26 protein-coding genes are annotated in these 23,227 nt (G+C 61.8%); 19 read left to right on the top strand and 7 right to left on the bottom strand.

Annotated features, from left to right (window positions below; all coding sequences use genetic code 11):
* Positions 1–52 precede the first annotated feature (52 nt).
* Both ACXYL9_RS11120 and ACXYL9_RS11125 read left to right on the top strand, forming a co-directional pair.
* Complete coding sequence (locus ACXYL9_RS11120; RefSeq protein ID WP_459039559.1) at positions 53–496, top strand: PaaI family thioesterase; 444 nt, start codon at positions 53–55, stop codon at positions 494–496.
* On the top strand, positions 486–890 hold the full coding sequence (locus ACXYL9_RS11125; protein WP_459039560.1) for a PaaI family thioesterase: 405 nt from the start codon (positions 486–488) through the stop codon (positions 888–890). Before ACXYL9_RS11120 ends, ACXYL9_RS11125 begins: the two co-directional genes overlap by 11 nt.
* Here the strand turns inward: ACXYL9_RS11125 and ACXYL9_RS11130 are convergent, their stop codons facing one another.
* Together ACXYL9_RS11130 and cobS are read right to left on the bottom strand one after the other, a co-directional pair.
* On the bottom strand, positions 891–3,032 hold the full coding sequence (locus tag ACXYL9_RS11130; protein WP_459039561.1) for a transglycosylase domain-containing protein: 2,142 nt from the start codon (positions 3,030–3,032) through the stop codon (positions 891–893). It lies immediately after the preceding gene.
* Between the two features lie 46 nt (positions 3,033–3,078).
* The gene (gene cobS, locus ACXYL9_RS11135; RefSeq protein ID WP_459039562.1) at positions 3,079–4,071 is read right to left on the bottom strand and encodes a cobaltochelatase subunit CobS; all 993 of its coding nucleotides are present in this window, start codon (positions 4,069–4,071) and stop codon (positions 3,079–3,081) included.
* 94 nt (positions 4,072–4,165) lie between these two features.
* Between cobS and ACXYL9_RS11140 the strand changes: the two genes are divergently transcribed.
* From ACXYL9_RS11140 to ACXYL9_RS11160, 5 genes are all read left to right on the top strand, one after another.
* A complete protein-coding gene (locus ACXYL9_RS11140; protein ID WP_459039563.1) occupies positions 4,166–5,008 on the top strand; it encodes an oxygenase MpaB family protein in 843 nt (280 codons plus the stop codon).
* Positions 5,009–5,067: 59 nt separating this feature from the next.
* On the top strand, positions 5,068–5,436 hold the full coding sequence (locus ACXYL9_RS11145) for a DUF1428 domain-containing protein (RefSeq protein ID WP_459039564.1): 369 nt from the start codon (positions 5,068–5,070) through the stop codon (positions 5,434–5,436).
* Positions 5,436–6,065 carry a glutathione S-transferase family protein gene (locus ACXYL9_RS11150; RefSeq protein WP_459039565.1) on the top strand — a complete coding sequence of 210 codons (630 nt, stop codon included), beginning with the start codon at positions 5,436–5,438 and terminating at the stop codon, positions 6,063–6,065. Before ACXYL9_RS11145 ends, ACXYL9_RS11150 begins: the two co-directional genes overlap by 1 nt.
* Positions 6,058–6,540 carry a VOC family protein gene (locus tag ACXYL9_RS11155; RefSeq protein WP_459039566.1) on the top strand — a complete coding sequence of 161 codons (483 nt, stop codon included), beginning with the start codon at positions 6,058–6,060 and terminating at the stop codon, positions 6,538–6,540. Before ACXYL9_RS11150 ends, ACXYL9_RS11155 begins: the two co-directional genes overlap by 8 nt.
* A gap of 67 nt (positions 6,541–6,607) precedes the next feature.
* A complete protein-coding gene (locus ACXYL9_RS11160; protein ID WP_459039567.1) occupies positions 6,608–7,000 on the top strand; it encodes a DUF302 domain-containing protein in 393 nt (130 codons plus the stop codon).
* Here the strand turns inward: ACXYL9_RS11160 and ACXYL9_RS11165 are convergent.
* Positions 6,997–7,587: a J domain-containing protein gene (locus ACXYL9_RS11165; RefSeq protein WP_459039568.1), complete on the bottom strand. Its 591-nt coding sequence runs from the start codon at positions 7,585–7,587 to the stop codon at positions 6,997–6,999. The two genes, ACXYL9_RS11160 and ACXYL9_RS11165, sit on opposite strands and share 4 nt — an antisense overlap.
* A 49-nt stretch (positions 7,588–7,636) precedes the next feature.
* On the opposite strand from ACXYL9_RS11165, the gene ACXYL9_RS11170 reads away from it, so the two are divergent.
* The 3 genes from ACXYL9_RS11170 to ACXYL9_RS11180 all read left to right on the top strand — a co-directional run bounded on the left by ACXYL9_RS11170 (position 7,637) and on the right by ACXYL9_RS11180 (position 9,721).
* Entirely contained in the window at positions 7,637–7,912 is a 276-nt protein-coding gene (locus tag ACXYL9_RS11170; protein WP_459039569.1) for a BolA family protein, read from the top strand.
* Between the two features lie 73 nt (positions 7,913–7,985).
* The gene (locus ACXYL9_RS11175) at positions 7,986–8,813 is read left to right on the top strand and encodes an SDR family NAD(P)-dependent oxidoreductase (RefSeq protein ID WP_459039570.1); all 828 of its coding nucleotides are present in this window, start codon (positions 7,986–7,988) and stop codon (positions 8,811–8,813) included.
* Positions 8,814–8,818: 5 nt separating this feature from the next.
* Positions 8,819–9,721 (top strand): alpha/beta fold hydrolase, encoded by a 903-nt coding sequence (locus ACXYL9_RS11180; protein ID WP_459039571.1) that lies wholly within the window; start codon positions 8,819–8,821, stop codon positions 9,719–9,721.
* Here ACXYL9_RS11180 and ACXYL9_RS11185 read toward each other — a convergent pair.
* Positions 9,712–10,779 carry a DUF2332 domain-containing protein gene (locus ACXYL9_RS11185; RefSeq protein ID WP_459039572.1) on the bottom strand — a complete coding sequence of 356 codons (1,068 nt, stop codon included), beginning with the start codon at positions 10,777–10,779 and terminating at the stop codon, positions 9,712–9,714. The two genes, ACXYL9_RS11180 and ACXYL9_RS11185, sit on opposite strands and share 10 nt — an antisense overlap.
* A 53-nt stretch (positions 10,780–10,832) precedes the next feature.
* On the opposite strand from ACXYL9_RS11185, the gene hisG reads away from it, so the two are divergent.
* From hisG to thiL, 4 genes are read left to right on the top strand one after another with little or no spacing between them, the layout of a single operon-like run.
* Positions 10,833–11,492: an ATP phosphoribosyltransferase gene (gene hisG, locus ACXYL9_RS11190; protein ID WP_459039573.1), complete on the top strand. Its 660-nt coding sequence runs from the start codon at positions 10,833–10,835 to the stop codon at positions 11,490–11,492.
* Positions 11,492–12,799, top strand: a complete 1,308-nt coding sequence (hisD, locus tag ACXYL9_RS11195) for a histidinol dehydrogenase (protein WP_459039574.1) — start codon at positions 11,492–11,494, stop codon at positions 12,797–12,799. The genes hisG and hisD overlap by 1 nt, the downstream gene beginning before the upstream one ends.
* A complete protein-coding gene (gene nusB / locus ACXYL9_RS11200; RefSeq protein WP_459039575.1) occupies positions 12,796–13,242 on the top strand; it encodes a transcription antitermination factor NusB in 447 nt (148 codons plus the stop codon). Before hisD ends, nusB begins: the two co-directional genes overlap by 4 nt.
* The gene (gene thiL, locus ACXYL9_RS11205; protein ID WP_459039576.1) at positions 13,239–14,111 is read left to right on the top strand and encodes a thiamine-phosphate kinase; all 873 of its coding nucleotides are present in this window, start codon (positions 13,239–13,241) and stop codon (positions 14,109–14,111) included. The genes nusB and thiL overlap by 4 nt, the downstream gene beginning before the upstream one ends.
* On the opposite strand, the gene ACXYL9_RS11210 is transcribed toward thiL, so the two are convergent.
* Positions 14,108–15,091: a fatty acid desaturase gene (locus ACXYL9_RS11210; RefSeq protein WP_459039577.1), complete on the bottom strand. Its 984-nt coding sequence runs from the start codon at positions 15,089–15,091 to the stop codon at positions 14,108–14,110. The two genes, thiL and ACXYL9_RS11210, sit on opposite strands and share 4 nt — an antisense overlap.
* A complete protein-coding gene (locus ACXYL9_RS11215) occupies positions 15,088–15,282 on the bottom strand; it encodes a hypothetical protein (RefSeq protein ID WP_459039578.1) in 195 nt (64 codons plus the stop codon). Before ACXYL9_RS11215 ends, ACXYL9_RS11210 begins: the two co-directional genes overlap by 4 nt.
* Before the next feature lie 238 nt (positions 15,283–15,520).
* Between ACXYL9_RS11215 and ACXYL9_RS11220 the strand changes: the two genes are divergently transcribed.
* The 5 genes from ACXYL9_RS11220 to ACXYL9_RS11240 all read left to right on the top strand — a co-directional run bounded on the left by ACXYL9_RS11220 (position 15,521) and on the right by ACXYL9_RS11240 (position 22,368).
* Positions 15,521–17,665 carry a sodium-translocating pyrophosphatase gene (locus ACXYL9_RS11220; RefSeq protein WP_459039579.1) on the top strand — a complete coding sequence of 715 codons (2,145 nt, stop codon included), beginning with the start codon at positions 15,521–15,523 and terminating at the stop codon, positions 17,663–17,665.
* A gap of 187 nt (positions 17,666–17,852) precedes the next feature.
* Positions 17,853–19,019, top strand: coding sequence for a GNAT family N-acetyltransferase (locus ACXYL9_RS11225; protein WP_459039580.1), 1,167 nt, complete (start codon positions 17,853–17,855; stop codon positions 19,017–19,019).
* Positions 19,016–19,855 carry a cupin-like domain-containing protein gene (locus ACXYL9_RS11230; RefSeq protein WP_459039581.1) on the top strand — a complete coding sequence of 280 codons (840 nt, stop codon included), beginning with the start codon at positions 19,016–19,018 and terminating at the stop codon, positions 19,853–19,855. The genes ACXYL9_RS11225 and ACXYL9_RS11230 overlap by 4 nt, the downstream gene beginning before the upstream one ends.
* Positions 19,856–19,897: 42 nt before the next feature.
* Positions 19,898–20,812 carry an acyl-CoA thioesterase gene (locus ACXYL9_RS11235; RefSeq protein WP_459039582.1) on the top strand — a complete coding sequence of 305 codons (915 nt, stop codon included), beginning with the start codon at positions 19,898–19,900 and terminating at the stop codon, positions 20,810–20,812.
* A 53-nt stretch (positions 20,813–20,865) separates the two neighbouring features.
* A complete protein-coding gene (locus tag ACXYL9_RS11240) occupies positions 20,866–22,368 on the top strand; it encodes a carotenoid oxygenase family protein (RefSeq protein ID WP_459039583.1) in 1,503 nt (500 codons plus the stop codon).
* On the opposite strand, the gene ACXYL9_RS11245 is transcribed toward ACXYL9_RS11240, so the two are convergent.
* Positions 22,365–23,183: a universal stress protein gene (locus ACXYL9_RS11245; RefSeq protein WP_459039584.1), complete on the bottom strand. Its 819-nt coding sequence runs from the start codon at positions 23,181–23,183 to the stop codon at positions 22,365–22,367. The genes ACXYL9_RS11240 and ACXYL9_RS11245 overlap by 4 nt on opposite strands.
* Between the last annotated feature and the right edge of the window lie 44 nt (positions 23,184–23,227).

The following is a 23,227-nucleotide window of genomic DNA, read 5'->3' on the forward strand; positions in this document are numbered from 1 at the left end:
CAGAACGCCGAACAGGATTGTAAGCGACCACGCAATTGGCCAAGGGTCTGGCATGACATCGCAATTCGACCCCGAACAGGCCGCCAAGTTCGTGCTCAAGGTGGGCCATTCGGGCTGGCTGGGCATGCAGTATCGCGCCAGCGGCGATGATTGGGCCGAACTGGCCTTGCCCTGGCGCGAGGACCTGATTGGCGAGAGCGAGCGTCCAGTGCTCGCGTCCGGCCCTATCGTCAGCCTGATGGACATGGCCAGCGGCCTTGCCATCTGGACCCGGATGGGCACGTTTCAGGCCATCGCCACGCTCGACCTGAGGGTCGACTACCAGCGCCCCGCACGCGAGCGGCACGACGTAATCGGACGCGCCGAATGTTATCGCCTGACCCGCTCGGCTGCGTTCGTTCGCGGGGTTGCCCACGATGGCGATCCCGATGATCCCGTGGCGCATATAGCGGGGGTATTCATGGCCCTTCCGGGAGTTTCGCGCGATGGCAAATAAGCCCCCCGAACTGCCACCCTATGCCCTTTCGCTGGGGATCACCCTCGACAGCATGGAAGGCGGATTGCCAGTGCTATGCGTGGGCGGCGAAAAGATTACTGAGGGGCGACCCGGCTTCTATCACGGCGGTGCCATCAGCGGCCTGCTTGAAACTGCCGGCTACACCGCACTGCGGATGGCGCTGACAGACGCTGGCCGCACAGCGCGGTTGAAGCCGATCAATATCACGGTGCAATTCCTCGCCCCGGCCAAGGCTGCGCCTTTATGGGCCAAGGCGCGCATAACCAAGCTGGGCAGGCGCAATGCCAATATCGAGGTCGAGAGCTGGCAGGATGAACGCTCGCGCCCAAGGGCGACCGCGGTGATGAATGTATTGCTGGCTGCTGAGGACTGATTAGCGCGCCGGTTCGCGCGCTGGCTCGCGGTTCTGCTCTCCGGGAGTGATCTCTACGCCATCCGGCCCCATCCGTACATCCACCGGGAAGCCATCGATTTCGGTTTCGATTCGCAGGCTGTCATTCTCGATGCGCATCCCGTCTCCGAGCGGGATATCGTCGGGCATCGGCATGTCGAAAGGTTCGACCGGGCCGGAAGGATCGGCCCGTGGCGTGTTACTCGCGGGTCCACTGCCTTGGGCCTGCAGCATGAATTCGCGCCACATGCGTGCCGGCAGACCGCCGCCAGATACCCCGGCCAGCGGCGCGTTGTCGTCATTACCGATCCACACGCCGACCACCAGGTCACCGGCATAGCCGACGAACAGAGCGTCGCGATTGCCCTGGCTGGTTCCGGTCTTGCCGAAATTCGGCACGCTCAGCATCGCCGCCCGGCCCGTGCCGCGATTGACCGCCGCGCGCAGCATACGCTCCATATCCTTGTGCACGCGTTCGGAATAGCTTTCGGGACCGTTCCACATCCAGTCCCACCAGCTTTGTTCAGCAACCGGCAGCGGCGTGGGTCGGACGGGGAAGCGATTGCCGGCAATCCCGGCATAGGCCGCGGTCAGTTCTATCAGGGTCATCTCGGCCGTACCCAGTGCGACACTCGGGTCGCCGGGGGTTAGCGGGGCAGTGATGCCCAATTCACGGGCGGTTTGGATGACCGCCTCATCGCCGACCGACTGATAAAGTCGCACCGCGGCGACATTGCTCGAACGGGCGAAGGCATCTTCCAACGTCAATGTGTCCGAATAGCGTCCTGCGGCATTGCGGGGCCGATAGCCGCCTTCGGTGATTTCTTCATTGCTGACCGTATCGCCCGGTTCGGCCCCGGCCTTGATGGCCGCCAGCCAGACGAAGGTCTTGAAAGTTGATCCGGGTTGCCGCCTCGCCTGGGTGGCGCGGTTGAAGGGACTGGTCGCGTAATCCTTGCCCCCGACCATGGCAACGACTTCACCATTGCGACGCATCGCCACCAGAGCGGCCTGGGCACCGCCGAGGTTGGCGCGGCGCACAACATTGCCTGCAATTCCCTGGAGCCGCGAGTCAAGCGTGGTGGTGATGGTCTGCGCTTCGTAGCCAGCCTCACTCCCCTCACGCAGCATCGGCAAGGCCCAGTCGGCAAAATAGGTCCCGGTCGGCAAATCGTTCTTGGTGCGCACGTCGAGCCTGGGCGACTTCGCCGCCGCTGCCCGTTCCGGTGACAGATATCCGGCATCGACCATTGCCCCCAGCACCACGCGCATCCGCCGCTCGGCCCGCTTGTAATGCGCGGTCGGGCGCAGTGCGGACGGCGCCTGCACCAACCCCGCCAGCATCGCCGCCTGTTCCAGCGTCAGGTTTTCCGGCCGACGGTAGAAATAATGCATACTAGCCGCCCGCAAACCGTAAACATTGTCGCCGAAATAAGCGTTCGAAAGATATCGCTCGAGGATCTGGTCCTTCGTCAGCCACGCTTCGAGCCAGAAGGCGATCAGAGCCTCGCGCGCCTTGCGGGTCAGCGTGCGGTCGGCAGTGAGGAAGGTGAACTTGGCCAGTTGCTGGGTGATGGTGCTGCCGCCGCCATGCCCTGTCCACGCAGCACGGGCGATGCCGCGAGGGTCGATGCCCCAATGGGTGCGGAACCGCCGATCTTCGATCCCCATGAACGCTTCGATGACATGAGGCGGCAATTGTTCAACCTCGATCGGGGCCGCCGTGATTGCACCGTTGCGCGCTATTGGCGTGCCGTCGGCCGCCAGAATTGTCATCTGCGGCGGGACGACCGGCTCGAGCGATTTGGACAGCGGCGTTGTAAGCGCCAGCCACGCGACCATGCCGATGAACAGCGCCAGCAGCGCAGCGATGGTGCGCACCACCCACCAGCGTTTGCGCCGTCCGCGCCAGTAGCGCGGCTGGAACCAGCGCTGGCGCCGCCGCTCTTCGCGCGTGGTCGCCGCGTCCAGCCGGCCCAGCCGGTCATCCCATTTGTCATATTGCGGACGCTTCGGCGCTAAGCCGTCATCTGCGTCCGGGGCAAAATAGCCTGCATACGCTCCTTCAGCGCGATCAGAAGATCGCCGCCAAGGGACAAGTTTGCGGAACCAGGGGGAATTCATTGCCCAGCTGTATTATCAGACTAATACGCCGTTGGACAACCCGCAATTACGCCGGTTTGACCACGCTTTCGGGCAATTCCTCACCAAAGACGCGCTGATAGTATTCAGCCACCAGCATCCGCTCGGCCTCGTCGCACTTGTTGAGGAAGCTGAGGCGGAAGGCGAGGCCGATATTGCCGAAGATAGCAGCGTTTTGCGCCCAGGTGATCACGGTACGCGGGCTCATCACGGTCGAGATATCGCCATTGATGAAACCCTGCCTGGTGAGGTCGGCAACCTTGATCATGTTGGCGACGACCTTGGCATCGGTGTCTGGGTTCTTGGCCGTAACGATCTTCTGCTCGACATCGGCCGGCAAGTAATTGAGGCCGACGACGATGTTCCAGCGGTCCATCTGGCCCTGGTTGATCTGCTGCGTGCCATGATAGAGCCCGCTGGTATCGCCCAAGCCCACGGTGTTCGCCGTTGCAAAGAGCCGGAAGTTGGGATCGGGGCGAATGACGCGGTTCTGGTCGAGCAGGGTCAGCTTGCCTTCGGTCTCCAGTACGCGCTGGATCACGAACATCACGTCGGGTCGGCCGGCATCGTATTCGTCGAATACCAGCGCGACAGGATGCTGCAGCGCCCAGGGCAACAAACCTTCGCGGAATTCAGTCACCTGCAGGCCGTCGCGCAGCACGATGGCGTCGCGTCCGACCAAGTCGATGCGGCTGATATGCGCATCGAGGTTGATGCGGATACACGGCCAGTTGAGCCGGGCTGCGACCTGCTCGATATGAGTCGACTTGCCGGTGCCATGATAGCCCTGCACCATCACCCGGCGGTTGTGCGCAAAGCCGGCCAGGATCGCGAGCGTGGTGTCGGCGTCGAAAACGTAGTTTTCGTCGAAATCGGGCACGCGCTCATCCGCCTTGCTAAAGGCGGGCACTTCCCAATCGACATCAATGCCGAAAACCTCGCGCACCTTGACGGTGGTGTCAGGCGCGGAAAGGGTCGTCTTGGCGTTGGGTTCGAAGCTTTTATCGGTCATATCATTCATCTCGGGGCGTGGACTAGACGCGGCGGGTGGCGTGCGCAAGCGGGACGAAAGACGACATTTCCTTTTGTGCACCCTCACCCCTATTGTCTCACCCATGCCCGCCCCTTCACCATCCGAATTCTTGCGCCAGCGCCTCGTCGTTCGGGTTCGAGCAGTGTTCAATGATGTCGAGGGCGGCCAACATCCGGTGCCGCCCAGCGAAGATGCGCTGTTTGCAAAGGATTCGCCGATCCGCTGCGTCCATGCCGACGTCGTGGGAATGATGGTCGGAGGTATCCGATCGCTGCTGCTGCAAATGCTCCACCCGGCGGCGCTGCAAGGGGTGCTCGATCATTCCAATTTCCGTGAGGACATGCATGGACGCCTGCGCCGAACCGCGCGGTTTATCGCTGTCACCACCTTCGGCCACCGCGACACAGCGATGGAGGCGGTGGAGCGGGTCAATTCCATCCACGCGCAAGTGACCGGCACGCTGCCGGACGGGACGCCTTATTCCGCCACCGATCCGCGCACGCTGGCGTGGGTCCATGTAGCAGAAGCGACCAGTTTCCTCGCCGCCTATCTCCGTCATGTCCGGCCCGATATGTCCGGCAGCGAGCAGGACGAATATTACCGCCAGTTTGCTGTCATCGCCCGAGCCTTGGGCGCAGATCCTGTGCCGATCGACCGAAACGAGGCTGAAGAGATCTTTCGCGAATTGCGCCAGGAGCTTAGCACCAGTGTAGCCGCGCGCGAGATCGCCGATCTCGTCCTGAACCAGCGGCCTGAAGGCGCCCCGGCCGCCGTGCAGGCGGTGCTAGGGGCCGAAGCAGTCACATTGCTGCCAGCCTTTGCCCGCTCCATGCTTGGCCTTGAGCGGCCAGGCCTTGGCGCCTTGCCAGCGCGGGCCGCGACATGGAGCATGGGAAAGACGCTACGCTGGGCGTTTCGCCAATAACTCCTTTCTCTGGTCACATTCTCGGACCATGACGGTGGCCGAGCATGAGGAGGAATGGGATGTATGTGATGGGCGTAGTGCTGGCCGTTCCCGAGGGACACGAAGCCAAATATCGCGACATGGCCGAGGAAATGGCCGCCATTTTCATGGACTATGGCGCGCTCGAGGTCGTCGAAAACTGGGAAGTCGATGTGCCCGATGGCGAGGTCACCGATTTCCGCAAGGCCGTCGCGGCAAAGGAAGGCGAGAAGATCGTATTCTCCTGGGCGACTTTCGCCAGCAAGGAAGCGTCCGACAAGGCGCATGAAGAGATGATGGAAGATGAGCGGATGAAGGCTCAGCCCGAAACCATGCCCTTCGATGGCAAGCGCATGATCTTTGCCGGATTTCGCACAATATTCTCGACCCGCAAGGAAGGAGGTTCCTGATGGCCGATTTCACCTTTTATACCGTTGCGATGAGCCGTGGGATGATTGCCCGATGGGCGCTGCACGAGGCGGGGGCCGACTATGAGACCGAACTGTTCACATGGGAAACCCGGCCTGAAAGCTTCCGCCAAATCAACCCGATGAACAAGGTGCCAGCGCTGGTCCATCACCATGGCGGGCATGACCACGTGGTCACTGAATGTGCTGCCATTTGTCATTACCTGGCCGAGACACACCCCGACGTCGGGCTCCTCCCAAATGTGCACGAGAAAGCGGATTATTTCCGCTGGCTGTTCTTCGCGGCCGGGCCGCTCGAACAGGCCGTGGTCGCCAAGTCGATTGGCTGGGAAGTACCCGAAGACCGGAGCGGGATGGCCGGATTCGGCTCGTTCGACCTGACCGTCGACACGCTCGATGGGTGGCTGTCCGAGCAGGAATATGTCTGTGGAGAGCGGTTCACCATGGCCGATGTCTATGTCGGTAGCCAAGTCGATTGGGGCATAGAGTTCGGCACCTTGCCCGAGCGCGACAGCCTGGTTTCCTATCGTGAACGCATCAATGCACGCGAGGCGAAGAAGGCAGCCAACGCGATCGACGCAGCGGCAATGGCGGAGCCAGCCGATGGCTGACGGCAAGCTCGCGGTATGCATATGGTTTGCTAGGGAGGCTGAGGAAGCAGCGAACTTCTATTGCGACCTGTTCCCGCAAAGCGAGATTTCCAGCGTCGATCGCTCGCCTTCCGATTGGCCCGGCGGCAAGGCGGGTGACGTGATAACCGTTGGGTTCACACTACTGGGGGTACCGGCCATGGCGATGAACGGTGGACCTGGAGAGGGACCAAATAACGCCATTTCGCTACAGGTCTTCACGGATACCCAGGAGGAGACCGATCGCTATTGGGCCGCGCTGACCGATGACGGCGGGGAGATGGCATGCAGCTGGTGTTTTGACCGCTATGGAGTCCGCTGGCAGGTAGTGCCGCGGGTGCTGATGAATGGCCTGGGACACAAAGACGCGGATGTGCGTACACGGGTATTTTCCGCCATGCAGACCATGGTCAAGATCGACCACGCGCAGATCAAGCAGGCAATTGCAGCCACCTAAGGACAGTGGTCATGTCTATGCGGAACGCAAGTAACGCTGGCGGATTGAGTAAGCGAAGGAGAATTCCGTGAGCTACTACATTTCGACAACGATGCGCGCCTCTTTCGACGAGGCCATATCCAAGACCGAGAAAGCTCTGTCGGAACAAGGCTTCGGCGTGGTTACCCGGATCGACATGCGCGAGACGCTAAAAAAGAAAATCGGCGCCGATTTTCGTCCCTATACGATCCTCGGAGCCTGCAACCCCAAGGCAGCTCACGAAGCACTGCAGGTCGAAGACAAGGTCGGCACCATGTTGCCCTGCAACGTTATCGTGCAGCAGTTGAACGACAACCGGATCGAGGTTGCGGCAATCGACCCGGTCGCTTCGATGCAGGCAATAGACAATCCCGATCTCAAGCAAGCCGCCAGCGAGATTCGCGAGAGTCTTTCGAAAGCGATCGCGTCGCTGGGCGGCTAGTCAATCGCAGTCGATTTTCTGAGCATCTGGTAGGCTTCGACCACGCGGGTGAGCCTTCGTTCGTACTTGCGATCCCCGCCGTTGCGGTCAGGATGGTATCGGCGCACAAGCTCGCTATAGCGCTGGCGTAGCCGACGCCGGCTTGTCTCCAGGCCTAGCCCCATGACTTCCAGTGCTTGCGCTTCGTCCGGCGAGAATCGGCCGTCCATCGCCATCTCGGCTTCGCGCCGCACGCGACTCTTGATGCCGCTGACGCGGGCGCCGATGGCATCGAGCGGATCGTTGAAATCAGCCCAGCGCGGCATCCCGTCGACCCCGGCGGTGGGCTTGAAAGCAGGCGTCTCGGTCTGCCATCCCGCGGCTGGCGATTGCGCCTGCAATATCTCGTCCGCGCTCATGCCGTCGAACCAGTCATAGCCGGCATTGAATTCGCGCACGTGTTGCAAACACATCCAGCGCCATTGGCCCGGCCCGTCGAAACTGTTGCCAAAGCCGGGCGCACGGAATTCTCCCGCCTCGCAGCAGGCAGGATGGTCGCAGACTCGCCCTTCGGCTTCGTATCGTCCATGAAAACGGTCGGTGCGCATAGCGCATTAGGATGGTAACGCGGCGCGCGTTTTGAAAGGAAGAATTGCGATGGGCACGATGCAGTCGGAAATCGAGGCGAGACTCCGGGAGAAGTTTGCCCCCACGACATTGAAGGTCATCAATGACAGCGCAAAACACGCTGGCCATTCAGGCGACGATGGATCAGGCGAATCGCATTTCACGATCCAGATCGAAAGCGCCGCCTTCACCGGTGTTTCGCGCCTGCAGCGCCAGCGCCAGGTAATCGCCGCGCTCGGCGACATAGTCGGCGAGCGGGTTCACGCCGTCGCCATCAAAGCCAGTGAACCGGCAGACGCAACATAATAAACCGAACAGGTTCCGCTGCCTGACCAACCCACGACAGTGAGCTATCCGTAAGATCAACAGAGGACAGGACATGAGCTACAAGGGACAATGCTGGTGGATCACCGGCGCATCGAGCGGCATCGGCGCGGCCCTGGCCGGCGAACTGAGCAAGCGCGGTGCGAATGTCGTCCTTTCGGGCCGCGACGAGGCGCGGTTAGCCGAGGTCGCCGAACCGCTGAAGACTGATACGCTCATCCTGCCCTTCGACGTGCGCGACGAGGAAGGGATGCAGGCCGCAACAGCCAAGGCCATCGAGTGGGCAACACAGCGATCGGGCGGCATCGACGGGTTCGTTGCCAATGCCGGGGTTTCGCAGCGCAGCCGCGCCGCGAAAACTGCCATGCGCGTCTATCGCGAAATCATTGATATCGATCTGGTCGCGCAGATCGCTGCGACCCAGGCCCTGCTTCCACACATGACCCAGCGACAATCAGGCAGACTGCTCTTCATCTCCTCGATCGCGGGAAAGGTCGGCGTCCCGATGCGGACCGCCTATTGCGCGGCCAAATTCGGCCTTGCCGGATACGCCGATGCATTGCGGGCGGAATTGAGCGTCGACGGTATCGAGGTCCATGTCATTTACCCCGGCTCCATCGCCACTAATGTCAGCCGCAACGCGCTCAGCGCCGACGGGGAAGCGCGTGGGCGCAGCGATGATGTCATCGACAATGGCATCGCCCCTGATGAAGCAGCCAGGACCATGATTGACGCAGTCGCCCTCAATCAGCGCGAGATCATTGTCGCACAAGGGATGGAAGAAGCGATGGGCGAGATGCGCCGCACACCCGATCAATTGTTCGACCAGGTCGCGGCGATGGTGGCCAAGGGTTACATGGACAAGATGGAAGCGGACGACTGAAGCAGATGGAACAGCAGCGGGTCACGCTCGCCAACGGGATTGAACTCGATGTGGTCGATACAGGCCCTCGCGACGCGCCGGTGCTGCTTTTCCTGCACGGCTTTCCCGAGAGCCATCGCACCTGGCGGCACCAGATCGCCCGGTTCTCGGGCGAATATCGCTGCATTGCTCCCGACCAGCGCGGCTATCGCGGCTCTTCCAAACCGGCAGGCGCAGAAAACTACACGCCGGACAAATTGATCGGCGATGTGTTCCAACTCGCAGATGCATTGGGTGTAGGTCGCTTCACCGTCGTCGGTCACGACTGGGGCGGCGCATTGGCGTGGGGCGTGGCCATGCGCGGCCAGCAAGAGCGGGTCGAGCGTGCCATCTTGTGCAATGCAGCGCACCCGGTGATTTATTCGAAACTGCTCTGGACTGACCCGGCCCAGCGCGCTGCTGGCCAGTATATGCGGGTCTATCGCGATACTTCGCGCGATGACGAGATCCGCGATCGTGGACTCATTGCCCTTATCGAAGGCACCTCCAACGCCACTGGGGCCCTACCCGAAAATGATTTCGAGGAACGCGCCAAGGTGCTTGAAGACTGGAGCAACGGCGAGGCGGCCATCGCCATGCTCAACTGGTATCGCGCCACCCCGATGGCTGTTCCGGCCCCAGATGCACCGTTCGAACTGCCCAGCGATGCCAGACTACCCAAGGTGCCCAGGCTGACCATCCCGACGCTGGTCGTATGGGCGATGGACGATCACGCACTATCCCCGGGCAATATCGAGGGGCTGGAGGATCATGTGGAAGACCTCGAGCTTATACGCCTCGAGGATTGCGGCCATTTCCTCACTTGGCAGGCGCCGGACAAGGTCAATGATGCGCTCGCACGGTTCCTGGCCCGCACCGGTCAACCGTAAAGCCACTCCACCCACGCCCCGTGCGGATGGGCGCAAGCAAGCAATGTCGCTTCCTCGCCGCCGGGCCAGTAGCGGACCTGCAATTCGTGGCGGAAGGTAGCACGATTGGTCTCGAGGCTGAGCCACGCGAGCGGACGCTCAATGCTGGCTTCGGTGCCCGCTTTGCTCATTGCCTGTCGGATTTGCTGCTGCTCGCAATCGGGCAGGTACTGCCAGACGATCGAGTGGAACAACACGCGAGTAGTGCCTTCTTCCTGCGGCTGCGCCAGCGCCTCGGCCACAAAGCTGCCTGCGTCTTGCCTGACCACGTCTGGCGGACTGCGCCGCGCGAGTTCGACTGCGGCGTCGATCCGACCCATACGCATGATGGCTTCGGGCCAGACATAACTCTTGAGACGCAGGGCGGCCTCGCGATCGGCCAGATCGACAGGTGCAATGTCGCAGCCGCGAATTGAGATGATCCGTGGCGTCGAAGCGGGCGGCGCATCGCCGCGCCATTCGGGCGCGATCTGCATCGGGCTGTCGGCTGACCCGATCATCACCCCGCCCAGTTCGTAGCCATAGCGATCCATCATGGTATTGATGCCGGCGCTTGATCCGATCTCGATCATTTCGAATTGCGCCGGAACCCGCTCGGCAAGCCACATCAGACCCGCCATCAAGCTCGCCGACCGACCGGCCTCGTTGGTTTGCGGTGGCCCGTCGAGCCACGGCAACAGCCGCGTATCGTAGGTCTCGACCAATTCGCAAACCAGCGCGTCGATGGTCGCCTGGTCGCTGGTAAGCCCGGCATAGACCGCTTCAAGCCGCGTATCCTCGCCGGTCAGGACCAGATTGTGCAGCCCGCCATGGATGCGCAGCGGCATGGCATCTTTCAGCGTCAGCCCCTGCCAATTGGCGATGCGGCGGCCGGTGGCCGTGTCTGTACCTCGAACGGCCTGAAGTGCGCGGATCACTTTGGCCGTGCCAGGCGCGCCGCCCTCCTCCGCGTGCCGTGCCTGCCACTCAATGGCATCGGGCAGGGAAGCGATATCCATCACGTCGCTTTCGTTAGCCATGCGATATGTCCTTTCCATTGCCCTTTGCGCGCGCGCTGCCTATTTGGCGCGCCATGCCGCAAAGCCCGCTGACCTTCGCCGTACCCAAGGGGCGCATCCTCGAAGAGGCGCTGCCCGTGATGGCGCGCGCCGGTGTCGTGCCTGAGGCAGACTTCCACGACAAGGCCAACCGCGCGCTTTCATTCGCCTGCGAGCGCGAGGACATGCGGTTGATCCGGGTTCGCGCTTTCGATGTCGCGACTTTCGTCGCCCACGGCGCGGCGCAACTGGGTATCGTCGGCTCCGACGTGGTCGAGGAATTCGACTATTCCGATCTCTACGCCCCGGTCGATCTCGACATCGGTCATTGCCACCTCGCGGTTGCCGAGCCTGCAAAGGGGGCGAACACGGGTGCAAAGGCGAGCCATCTGCGCGTTGCCACCAAGTACCCCAATCTTACCCGCCGTCATTTCGAACGGCAGGGAATCCAGGCCGAGTGCGTCAAGCTCAACGGGGCGATGGAACTGGCTCCCTCGCTCGGACTGGCCGGTCGCATTGTCGACCTGGTCTCGACGGGGCGCACGCTCAAAGACAACGGCTTGGTCGAAACCTCGCGTATCCTCGACATTTCGGCGCGGCTGATCGTCAATCGCGCGGCACTCAAGACAGACCCGCGCGTCGCCGCGCTAGTCGAAGCCTTCCGCGCCGATGCCGAACGGCGCAAGGTCGCCTGATGCAACGCCTGTCGATCACCGATCCCGATTTCGAGACGCGCTTCACCAATCTGGTCGATGCCCGCCGCGAAAGCGCTCACGACGTCGGCCACGATGTCTCCGACATCCTCGCCCGCGTGAAAGCGAAGGGCGATGCTGCGCTGATTGACTACACCATGCGCTTCGACAGTCATACGCTCGGCGAAGGGCTCGACGGGTGGCGGATTGCGCCCGGAAAATGCGAGGCAGCCCACGCCGCGCTCGAGCCGGACCTGCGCGATGCACTCGAGCTCGCAGCGCAGCGCATCCGCGCCTATCACGAAGCGCAATTACCCGATGACCGCGACTATACCGACGAAGCAGGCGTCAGGCTTGGTGCGCGGTGGACACCGGTCGATGCTGCGGGGCTGTATGTCCCCGGCGGCCGCGCTGCCTACCCATCTTCGCTCTTGATGAACGCAATCCCGGCCCGCGTCGCCGGAGTCGAACGGCTTGCTATCGTCACCCCGACGCCTCGGGGCGAGATCAACCCCTTGGTGCTGGCCGCCGCCCATATAGCCGGGGTCGAAGAGATCTGGCGTGTTGGCGGAGCACAGGCGGTGGCGGCTCTCGCCTATGGGACCGAGCGGATCGAGCGGGTCGATGTCATCACTGGTCCCGGCAACGCCTGGGTGGCCGAAGCCAAGCGCCAGCTTTTCGGCGTGGTCGGCATCGACATGGTGGCCGGACCAAGCGAGATTCTCGTCATCGCCGATGGCTCCAACGATGCCAGCTGGATTGCCGCCGACATGCTGAGCCAGGCCGAGCACGATCCGACCAGCCAGTCGATCCTCATCACCGACGATGCCATTTTCGCCGAGCAGGTAGAGGATAGAATCGACGCCCAATGCGCCATGCTGTCGACCCGCAAGACCGCACGCGAAAGTTGGGACGCCAATGGCGCGCTGATCGTGGTCGAGAATCTCGACCAGGCCATCCCGCTCGCCAATCGCCTTGCTGCCGAGCATGTCGAATTGGCTGTGGATGACCCCGAAGCTCTGATGGCCAGCCTGCGTCATGCCGGCAGTGTATTCCTTGGGCGCATGGTGCCCGAGGCTGTCGGAGATTATGTCGCCGGTCCAAACCACGTGCTTCCCACGGGTCGCCGGGCGCGCTTCGCCAGCGGGCTGTCGGTACTCGATTTCATGAAGCGGACCAGCTTTATCGCTATGGACCGGCCTGCGCTCGAGGCGATCGGCCCGGCTGCGATCAAGCTGGCCCACGCCGAGGGGCTACCCGCCCACGCCGCCTCGGTAGAATTGCGGCTCAAGAATAGGTCGAACAAATGAATCAGCGTAGCCAATCCCGTTCCGCCGCCCGCCTCGCCGCGGTGCAGGCGCTGTACCAGAAGCACATGGAGCGCACCCCCCTTGCTCGGCTTCTCAACGAGTTTCACCAGCATCGGCTGGGTCGGGAAATCGAGGAAGGCGAGCAATACGCCGATGCCGAGGTCGATTTCTTTGACGATATCGTGCGCGGGGTCGATGCGCGCGGCGAGGAAATCGATGGCATTATCCAGGGCAAGCTGGCTGAAGGCTGGACCATCGTGAGGCTCGACAAGACCATGGTGCAGGTTCTGCGCGCCGGCACGTACGAATTGCTCGCCCGTCCGGATGTGCCGGTGGCGACCGCGATCAGCGAATATGTCGATGTCGCCAAGGCGTTCTTCGACGACCGCGAAGCAAAATTCGTCAATGGCGTGCTGGATGCTGTCGCCAAGCAGGTGCGGTGAGCGGCGAGTTCGACCTGATCGCCCGATTACGGGCGCTGGCGACCGATCCGGCAGCACGCGGTCTCGACGATGATGCGGCTGTGATCGAGATCGGCGGGCAGGAGCTCGTCGTAACCCATGACATGATGGTCGAGGGCATTCACTGGCTGCCCGGCCAGGACATGGCCGATGTCGCCTGGAAGCTGGTGGCGGTGAACCTCTCGGATCTCGCTGCGAAGGGTGCCAAGCCAATCGGACTGATCCTTGGGCAAATGCTCGGGCACGATGATAATCGGTTTCTCGATGGCCTGTCCGAGGCGCTGGCGGCTTTCGATGTGCCGCTACTCGGCGGAGACACGGTTGGCGCTGGCGATGGCCGCGTGGCACTCGGGCTGACCGCGCTTGGCAGGGCCACCTACTCTCCGGTCCCGGGCCGCAACGGGGCGCAACCGGGCGACCTGCTCTACCTAACCGGCCCGGTTGGCGCGGCGATGGCAGGATACGAGCATTTGCGCGATACAGGTGAAGGGGATTCCGGCGCATTTTGTCGCCCCGTTCCGCTGCTCGAGCACGGCGCGGCATTGGCACCGTTAGTGACTGCCATGATGGATGTCTCCGACGGCGTATTGCTCGATAGCTGGAGGCTGGCGCGGGCCAGCGGCGTGACCCTGGCGATCGCGAGCGAGGATGTACCGCTATCGGTGCCCGAAGCGCGCCGGGACGACGCGCTGCGCTGGGGCGAGGACTACCAATTGCTGTTTACCGCACCGCCTTCGGTCGCATTGCCGGTGGAAGCCTTCCCCATCGGAACTGTCGAAGAGGGTGAACCGCCGCTGCTGATAGATGGATTGGCGGTGTTCGATCCGAACGGCCTTGGTTACCGGCACTAGAAGGCCGAGCAATCGACTCCGCGTTTTTCCAGCACCGGCTTCAGCTCGAGATAGGCATCGCGGGTGCGGTGATTGGGGATACCCGGATACAGATGGTGGATGAGATGGGTTTCCATGCACATCGACCAGAAATGCCCGACCCGGCTCTTGAAGATATGGGCCTGTTCGTAGCGACCGGTCTGCCCTTCGCGTGGGTGGTGCGGTGCCCAGCTCAGGAAGAAGCGGATATAGCTCAGGCCAAGTTGCCGCGGCAGCCACCAGCACACCGCCGCCGCGATGGCGTAGCCGTTCCAGGCCATGGTAAATAGCGTCGCGAGATAGAACATCTGCACATAGGCCGTCTGCTTGAGCGCCAGCCGTGCCTCGGGCGTATCGAGTTGCTCGCAGACCGATTTGTAGCGATTGATTGTGCCGTCGACCCGTGGCTGGCGGTTCCACCACGTCTTGTACCAGGCCATCCACCAGTTCGGCGCCTCGTCGGTGTAATCGGGATCGCGCGTGGGGTGGTTGCAGTGCTTGTGATGCTCAAGATGCGTGATCCTTCCCATGCTGAACGGCACCGCGATGGGGATGAGCGACACCTCCCCTACCCACTTGTTCATCCAAAAGTTAGGATCGCCCCTTTTGGCGATGTTCCCGTGCATTGCCTCATGACAGGTGACGTAGCCGGCGACGGTCAGGAATGTCGAAACCATCAGTGTCGCCCAGGCGGGGACAATGCCCAACATCGTCAGCGGGAACAGCGCCACCCATAGCGCAAAGCCACCGAAGGCGGCGACGACATAACCCCACATCTGACCACCGTGATATTTCGCGGCAATTGCGCGTTCCTGCTTGAGCAGATCGATGCGCGTATGTCGGTCAAGCTCATCGTCTTTTCCGAGCGGGATCGCTGGCACGCCCTTGTCGACGGCGACATCATCGGCCGGGCCAAGGTCGAAATCATACTCCGAATCGGCAAGATCGGGCCGGTCGGTCATATCCACCGCCCCCGGATCGTGGCGTACAGACCCCAGGTCCCGCCGATCAGCAGGCCGAGCATTATCGGGGTAAGAGCCAACGGTGCCTCCCAACCCCAATAGGTCATGGTCTGGGCAATCAACGGCGCAATAAAACCGATCCCGAACAGGAAGGGCATCACCTGGAACAATCTTTTTATCGCGACCTGCATGGGCGTTTACTTATCGCTAACCATGGAATCCGGCAAGAGTCCGCGCCTGGTCAGCGAAATTTGCCCCGATCCGGCACGGCGCGAAGCTATTCGGGGATGAGCTTGCAAGGAGGCTCGTAACCGCTTGCCAGATGCGGCGGTGCGCTTTAGCCATACGCGGCACATGGGCTCCGTGTAGGCGGGGCCCTTGTCTATAAACGAATGTCAATAACGAACGAAAAACGAGGGGGGATTCGTCGTGTTTCTTATACAGATCGCGATCGGCCTGGGACTGCTTGCCATTGTCTATGGCTTCGTCACCAGCCGCCAGGTTCTCGGCGCCAGCGCCGGGAACGAGAAGATGCAGGAAATCGCCGGCGCCATCCAGGAAGGTGCGCAGGCCTATCTCAACCGTCAATACACAACCATCGGCATTGTCGGCGTCGTTGTCGCCGTGCTGGTGGGGTATTTCCTTGGCGCCACGTCGGCCATCGGCTTCGTCATCGGTGCCGTGTTGTCGGGCGTAGCTGGATATATCGGGATGAACATCTCGGTCCGCGCCAATGTCCGGACCGCTGCGGCAGCCGAAACCGGCTTGCAGCAAGGGCTCACGCTGGCCTTCCGCGCCGGGGCCATCACCGGCATGCTGGTGGCCGGCCTCGCGCTGCTCGCAATCGCCGTATTCTTCTATGTCCTGATCGGCCCGATGGGCAAGGATCCTGCCAGCCGTGAAGTGATCGACGCACTTGTCGCGCTCGCCTTCGGTGCTTCGCTGATCTCGATCTTCGCGCGTCTTGGCGGCGGCATCTTCACCAAAGCCGCCGACGTCGGCGCCGACCTCGTCGGCAAGGTCGAGGCCGGTATTCCCGAGGATGATCCCCGCAACCCGGCCGTGATTGCCGATAACGTGGGCGACAATGTCGGTGACTGTGCCGGCATGGCTGCCGACCTGTTCGAAACCTATGTCGTCACCGTCGGGGCCACCATGGTCCTTACCGCACTGCTGCTGACCGCCATCGGCGATCTGCTGCTGCCATTGATGGCATTGCCTCTGCTGATCGGCGGGGCGTGCATCGTCACCTCGATCATCGGGACCTACTTTGTCCGTCTGGGCAAAGGGAAGAACGTGATGGGCGCAATGTACAAGGGCTTCCTTGTCTCCGCCATTCTTGCCATTCCGCTGATCTGGCTGGTCACCAGCTTCGCACTGGGTACTGCCGGTACTGGCATGAACGATGTCATCAACGCTGGCACCGGCATGGTCGAGTTCACCGGCACGGATCTGTTCTGGTGCGCCATGCTGGGCCTGGTCATCACCGGCCTGATCATCTGGATCACCGAATACTACACCGGCACCGGTTTCCGTCCGGTTCGCTCGATCGCCAAGGCATCGGAAACGGGCCACGGCACCAATGTGATCCAGGGCTTGGCCATCAGCCTTGAATCGACCGCGCTGCCGACTCTCGTGATCGTTTCAGGTATCGTCATCGCCTACCAGTTGGCCGGCCTCATGGGCATTGCCTATGGCGCCACCGCGATGCTGGCCCTGGCCGGAATGGTCGTCGCACTCGACGCCTATGGCCCTGTCACCGACAATGCCGGCGGCATTGCCGAAATGGCTGGCCTGAACGACAGCGTTCGCGAGAGAACCGATCTTCTCGACGCTGTCGGCAACACCACCAAGGCGGTGACCAAGGGCTATGCAATCGGATCGGCTGGCCTTGGCGCGCTGGTGCTGTTTGCCGCCTACACTACCGATCTGAAGGTGTTCTTCCCGGCCTATAACGACGGCAACCTCGCAAATGGCGAAGTGTCGTTCAGCCTCGAGAACCCCTATGTGATCGTCGGCCTGTTCCTCGGCGCGCTGCTCCCGTACCTGTTCGGTGCGATGGGCATGACCGCCGTGGGACGTGCTGCAGGTGACGTGGTCAAGGACGTGCGCGAGCAGTTCGCTGCCGACAAGGGCATCATGGCCGGCACCAGCCGTCCCGATTATGCTCGCACGGTCGATCTGGTGACCAAGGCTGCGATCAAGGAGATGATCATTCCTTCGCTGTTGCCGGTGCTGGCGCCGATCGTGGTGTATTTCGTCATCACCGCGATTGCCGGCCAGGACAACGGCTTTGCCGCCCTGGGCGCATTGCTGCTGGGCGTCATCGTCGGCGGTCTGTTCGTCGCGCTTTCCATGACTGCCGGTGGCGGCGCATGGGACAATGCGAAGAAGTACATCGAGGATGGCCATCACGGCGGCAAGGGCTCCGAAGCCCACAAGGCCGCAGTAACTGGCGATACCGTGGGCGATCCCTACAAGGATACCGCGGGTCCGGCCGTTAACCCGATGATCAAGATCACCAACATCGTCGCGCTGCTGCTGCTCGCGGTGCTGGCGGGCCACGCCGGCTAACGGGTCTTTCACAGACACCAAGAGGGGGCGCGGGAACACTTCGTTCCCGCGCCCCTTTGTTTTTTCGTGTTAATTCTTCCCTTCGCGCTGTTCCGATTTTGAACGCGCACCGTATCGTTAAACCTTCTTCAGTCCCTTTCGCCTAGGACGCGCTACGAAGGCATTGACGGAAAAGGGGAGGGCGCGCGTGGAATCGGCGCTCAAGATGCGCGATTGGGAGGCTTCGTGGAGCGATGGTTCTGGCGAGGCAATCCGCGCCACCGTGCTCGACACGGCCAAGCTTTGCCAGCCGGACATTATCGCCTCCTGGGACGAGTTGGCCGGGCACGCAAGCGATCCCAATCCCTATTACGAAAGCTGGTTCCTCACCCCTTCGCTCATCCATATGGCGCAGGACGGTGAGGTCACCTTGGTTTGTGTTGAGCGGGACAAGGAGTGGATCGGGCTACTCCCACTTGCCCGAGGCAATGATTATTACAGCAGGCCAGTCCCGCATCTTTCGGCTTGGCTGCATCCCAACATCTTCCTCTGCACTCCGCTGGTGCGAAAGGGGATGGAAATCGCTTTCTGGCAGGCTATGCTTGACTGGGCCGATGCCAATGCAGGCGCGGCCCTGTTCCTGCACCTGCCCGAGCTGTCACTCGATACCCGATTGGCCAATTCACTGGAGCAAGTTGCCCAGTTGCAAAGCCGACCTTTCGGAACGGTGGAGCGCTACGAGAGAGCGATACTCGAGTCCGGATTGTCAGCCGATAACTACCGGTTGACCCATCATTCGGGCCGAAAGCGCAAGAGGTTGCGGCGGTGCCTGAATCGCCTTTCAGAATGTGGCGAAGTCGCTTTCGAGTGGCACCACGATCAGGAGAACGTTGATGGATGGATCGATAATTTCCTGCGGATCGAGTCTTCTGGCTGGAAGGGCCGATCAGGATCCGCGCTGGCATGCGGCCCCAGCACATCGGCCCTGTTTCGCGAAGCGGTGAGGGGCGCGGCACGACGTGGACAAACGACCCGTCTCGCCCTGACAGTCGATCAGCGGCCGATTGCCATGCTCGTGAATTTCCTGAGCCAGCCAGCCGCGTTTGGATTCAAGACTGCCTTCGACGAACAATTCGCGGACTATTCTCCGGGAGTGCTGATCGAGAACGAATATCTGGCCGAACTCGATCGGGACGCCTTCGAATGGTCCGACAGCTGCGCTGCCGCCGACCATCCCGTCATGAACAGCATGTGGGCCGAGCGCCGGACCATCGGCAAAGTCTCGGTCGCTATCGGCGGACCAATCCGCCGCGCGCTGGCCACGCCATTGATAAGATTCGAAACCCTTCGCTTCAACAAGGGAGCAGACCAGTGACTATCTTTCCGCAGTCCTCGCGCGATTTTTTCGCTGCAAATTATCCCGAAGTCGCCCACAAGCTCGAGCACAATCTTGATGAGCACGAGTTGCTGACGCTTGATGCGCTGGCCGACCTGGCTGACAGCCTCCCGAAGAAATATATTGAATGCAATGCGGGTGACCTGCCCTTTGGCGTCGAGGAACGACCCAAGCAATTGCTCGACAATGTCGGAGACCGAATCCGCAACATCCAATCCGAGGGCTCGTGGGTGGGCCTGCGCGAAGTCAATCAAAGCCCGGCCTATCAGCGATTGCTTGAAGATATGCTCGACGACCTTCGACCCCAGATCGAGGAGCGTACCGGGGCAATCATCAACATTCAGGGCTTCATCTTCGTAACATCGCCGGGAGGAGTTACCCCGTTTCACTTCGATCCGGAACACAATATCCTGTTCCAGGTTCGTGGTTCCAAGATTTTCAGCCAATTCCCTGCCGGCGATCCGCGCTTCGCCAGCGACGAGCATCACGAAACCTATCATTCGGGCGGTCCGGCAGAACTGCCGTTCCGCGACGAGATGCTCGAAGGCATGAACGAATTTCATCTCGCGCCAGGCGAGGCATTGCACGTGCCCGTAATGGCTCCGCATTTCGTGCGCAACGGACCCGAAGTCTCGATTTCGCTCTCGGTCACCTGGCGCAGCGAATGGAGCTATGCCGAGGCCGACGCCCGCGGTTTTAATCGCCTCACGCGCAAGCTGGGCCTCGCCCCAAAGCCGCCGCAACGCTGGCCCGGCCAGAATCGCGGCAAAGCCTATGCCTATCGCGCATTGCGCAAAAGCGGTCTTGTTGCCTGACCCGGATTGACGTTGCCGCGCCTCCGTCGCAGGAGGCACAGGATGAGCGAAGCACTCTCCCCCGAAAAACTTGTCGCCGGCCTGGTCAAACTCCTGACAGTCGAAAAACGTGCCACCGATGTGTACCAGGGCCAGCCCCAGAAGGGCGGCACTGGCCGGGTTTTTGGCGGACAGGTGATCGCGCAGGCTCTGCAGGCTGCGCAGGCCTCGGTCGCAGACGGCAAACAAGCACATTCGCTGCATGCCTATTTCCTGCGCGGCGGCAAGGAAGGCCCGCCGATCGAATATCGTATCGAACGCGATTTTGACGGTCGCAGCTTCGCCAATCGCCGCGTTGTGGCATCGCAGGAAAACGAAGACGGCTCCAGCACGCCGATCCTCAATCTCACCGCCAGTTTCCAGGCGCCCGAGGATGGCATGGAGCACGATGATGCGCCCATGCCCGACGTGCCTGCACCTGAAGATCTGCGCACCGACATGGAGGTGCGCCGCGAAATTGCCGACAAGCTGGGTGACCGGCTGGGCGATCCGCAACGCGCGATGATGCTGCGTCCGCGCCCGATCGACATGCGCACCTGCGACCGGCTGCACTGGATGAACCGCGAACCCAGCGAGCCGAGTGCACACAGCTGGTTCCGCACTGTCGCCCCCCTCCCTGACGATCTGCAACTGCATCGCGCAATCATTTCCTACGCTAGCGATTACACGCTGCTGGGCACCAGCGCGCTGCCGCATGGCCTCAGTTGGATGCGCGGAGAGCTGGTCGGGGCCAGCCTCGATCATGCGATCTGGTTCCACCGTCCGGCGCGGGCCGACGAGTGGCTGCTTTATGCCACGCAGGCGCCATGGTCCGGCTCTGGCCGCGGCATGAATTTGGGCCGGATCTTCAACCGCGAAGGACAGCTGGTCGCGAGTGTTGCCCAGGAAGGCATGATGAGGCGGCGCAAGAGCAAGTGAAGCTTGCCTGAGCGCAGGGCTGCGCTACCCTTTCCGGCGAGAGGACGTCTTCAATGCAGGTTACTCGTGAACCACCGCTCAATTATTCGCTCGAGCCATCTAACCATCCCTATTTATCGGGCGCTTGGACCCCATTGCACGAGGAGGTCGAGGTTGACGCGCTGGAAGTGATCGAGGGAGAAATACCTGCCGATCTCGACGGCATCTACCTTCGCAACACCGAGAACCAGGTCCACCAGCCGCTTGGCCGACATCATCCCTTTGATGGCGATGCCATGATCCATCAGGTCCGCATTTCAGGCGGCAAGGCAAGCTATCGCAACCGCTTCGTGCGGACCCATTGTTTCGAACAGGAGCAAATTGCCTGTCGCTCTCTGTGGGGTGGGCTGATGGATCCACCCAGCCTCTCGACCCGCCCCGGCTTTGGCGCGCATGGCGGCCTCAAGGATACTGGCAGCACCGATATCATCGTTCATGCCGGAATCGCCTACGCCACCTTCTACCAATGCGGCGAGGCGTGGATGGTCGACCCGGAAACGCTGGAAACGCTCGGCAAGGCGCCGTGGGCTCCGCTCGACGGCGTTAGCGCCCACCCCAAGGTCGACGAAGAAACCGGCGAAATGATGTTCTTCAATTATTCGAAGCACGCCCCGTTCATGCATTACGGCGTGGTCGACCGCAGCGGACGGCTGGCGCATTATGTGCCGATCCCACTGCCCGGCCCGCGCCTGCCGCACGATATGGCGATCACGAAGAACTGGTCGATTCTCAACGATATGCCGCTGTTCTGGGATGAAGACCTGCTCAAGCGGGCCATCCACGCAGCGCGGATGCACGAAGGCGTGCCTACGCGGTTCGCGCTAATCCCACGGCACGGGCAACCTGAGGACATCTGCTGGTTCGAGGCCGAGCCAACCTTTGTCCTCCACTGGACCAATGCTTACGAAGTGAGCGGCGAGGACGGCGACGAAGTGGTGCTTGAAGGCTACCACCAGTCCAACCCCATGCCTGAGCCGATCGCCGAGGCTGGGCAATATGCGCACATGATGGCTTATGTCGACGAACACAGCTTCCAGAGCCGCCTGCACCGCTGGCGCTTCAACCTGACCACGGGGGAAACGCGCGAGGAAAGGCTATTCGATCGCATCGTCGAGTTTGGCACCATCAATCCCGACTTTGCCATGCAGCAAAACCGTCACGTCTGGTCGACCACCACAAAGCCCGGCTGGTTCCTGTTCAACGGCTTCGTCCATCACGACACGCACACGGGCGAAGAGCAAGTCTTCGAGTTGCCAAAGGGCACTTATGCCAGCGAAAGCCCGATGGTGCCGAAACGCGGTGTCAGCGACGAAGCATCGGGCTATCTCGTCACCTTCCTGATCAACGAGAACAGCGGCATAAGCGAATGCGCTATCCTCGATGCCGCTGACATCCAACGCGGTCCTATTTGCCGCCTCGCCCTGCCACACAAGATTTGCAGCGGCACGCACGCGACCTGGGTCGAGAACGGGCGGATCGCGGCAGACCGGACCGCGCGCCTCATGCCTGACAGCTAGTGGGTCATGAATACCGGCAACGTGACATCCGAAAGCATGTCGCGCGTAGCTCCGCCGAAAACCCTCTCGGCCAGCCGCCAATGGCCATAGGCACCCATGACGACGAGACCACACTTTCTCTGTTGCGCCGCATCGCGCAGCACATGCGACACCTTGCGGTCACCCGGCGGCAACTCGACGATTTCGCAATCGACACCGTGGCGTGAAAGATAGGCAGCCCCCTGCGTCGGAGGCAGGTCGAGCTTGGCCCGAGCTTTGCTGCCCTCGTCGACATAAGCGAGAAAGACATGGCTTGCCCGCTTCAGAAGTGGCATTGCGGCGCGCAAGGCATGAGACGCCTCGGCCGAGCCATCCCAGCCGATCAGGATCGGTGCCGATGCATCAAATCGGTCCTGATCGTCAGGCACCACCAGCACCGGACAGCGCGCATGCAACGCGAGATCGCCCACGGTGGCCGACGGCCTGCGCCCGTCCATCTGCGGTTCGCGCGCTCCGACAATGATCAGGTCGCACAGGGCGGAATGGTGCAACAGCACCGACGACGAAGAGCCGCCGACTTCGAGCCAGTCCCACGCAATGTCCTCATTGCCGAGATCCTTGATCGTGCGTTCCCGCAGCTTGTCGGCAGCCTTGCGCCAGACTGGAACCATCGCCGCAAATGCCGCTCCGTAGAAGTCGCCGGGCACACTGGCCTCCACCGGGATGGCGTAGACTATTCCGACATGCGCTTCAAAAGTTCGCGCGAGATCAAGCGCGACCTGCAAGCGGTTTTCGAAGCCTTCATCGTCGAAAGCGTGAACAATAATCGATTTCATGGGCCCTACTCCATAGACTACGAAGGACGCGGAAATGCTTCTCC

It is taken from the genome of Qipengyuania sp. CAU 1752 (genome assembly GCF_054482615.1).

Coding starts and splice junctions, on each gene's coding strand:
- nusB (WP_459039575.1), top strand. CDS start 12,796: ATGAATCAGCGTAGCCAATCCCGTTCCGCCGCCCGCCTCGCCGCGGTG.
- hisD (WP_459039574.1), top strand. CDS start 11,492: ATGCAACGCCTGTCGATCACCGATCCCGATTTCGAGACGCGCTTCACC.
- cobS (WP_459039562.1), bottom strand. CDS start 4,071: ATGAATGATATGACCGATAAAAGCTTCGAACCCAACGCCAAGACGACC.
- ACXYL9_RS11120 (WP_459039559.1), top strand. CDS start 53: ATGACATCGCAATTCGACCCCGAACAGGCCGCCAAGTTCGTGCTCAAG.
- ACXYL9_RS11170 (WP_459039569.1), top strand. CDS start 7,637: ATGGGCACGATGCAGTCGGAAATCGAGGCGAGACTCCGGGAGAAGTTT.
- ACXYL9_RS11245 (WP_459039584.1), bottom strand. CDS start 23,183: ATGAAATCGATTATTGTTCACGCTTTCGACGATGAAGGCTTCGAAAAC.
- ACXYL9_RS11235 (WP_459039582.1), top strand. CDS start 19,898: ATGAGCGAAGCACTCTCCCCCGAAAAACTTGTCGCCGGCCTGGTCAAA.
- ACXYL9_RS11125 (WP_459039560.1), top strand. CDS start 486: ATGGCAAATAAGCCCCCCGAACTGCCACCCTATGCCCTTTCGCTGGGG.
- hisG (WP_459039573.1), top strand. CDS start 10,833: ATGCCGCAAAGCCCGCTGACCTTCGCCGTACCCAAGGGGCGCATCCTC.
- ACXYL9_RS11145 (WP_459039564.1), top strand. CDS start 5,068: ATGTATGTGATGGGCGTAGTGCTGGCCGTTCCCGAGGGACACGAAGCC.
- ACXYL9_RS11185 (WP_459039572.1), bottom strand. CDS start 10,779: ATGGCTAACGAAAGCGACGTGATGGATATCGCTTCCCTGCCCGATGCC.
- ACXYL9_RS11165 (WP_459039568.1), bottom strand. CDS start 7,587: ATGCGCACCGACCGTTTTCATGGACGATACGAAGCCGAAGGGCGAGTC.
- ACXYL9_RS11140 (WP_459039563.1), top strand. CDS start 4,166: ATGCCCGCCCCTTCACCATCCGAATTCTTGCGCCAGCGCCTCGTCGTT.
- ACXYL9_RS11175 (WP_459039570.1), top strand. CDS start 7,986: ATGAGCTACAAGGGACAATGCTGGTGGATCACCGGCGCATCGAGCGGC.
- ACXYL9_RS11215 (WP_459039578.1), bottom strand. CDS start 15,282: ATGCAGGTCGCGATAAAAAGATTGTTCCAGGTGATGCCCTTCCTGTTC.
- ACXYL9_RS11130 (WP_459039561.1), bottom strand. CDS start 3,032: ATGAATTCCCCCTGGTTCCGCAAACTTGTCCCTTGGCGGCGATCTTCT.
- ACXYL9_RS11240 (WP_459039583.1), top strand. CDS start 20,866: ATGCAGGTTACTCGTGAACCACCGCTCAATTATTCGCTCGAGCCATCT.
- ACXYL9_RS11180 (WP_459039571.1), top strand. CDS start 8,819: ATGGAACAGCAGCGGGTCACGCTCGCCAACGGGATTGAACTCGATGTG.
- ACXYL9_RS11150 (WP_459039565.1), top strand. CDS start 5,436: ATGGCCGATTTCACCTTTTATACCGTTGCGATGAGCCGTGGGATGATT.
- ACXYL9_RS11155 (WP_459039566.1), top strand. CDS start 6,058: ATGGCTGACGGCAAGCTCGCGGTATGCATATGGTTTGCTAGGGAGGCT.
- ACXYL9_RS11210 (WP_459039577.1), bottom strand. CDS start 15,091: ATGACCGACCGGCCCGATCTTGCCGATTCGGAGTATGATTTCGACCTT.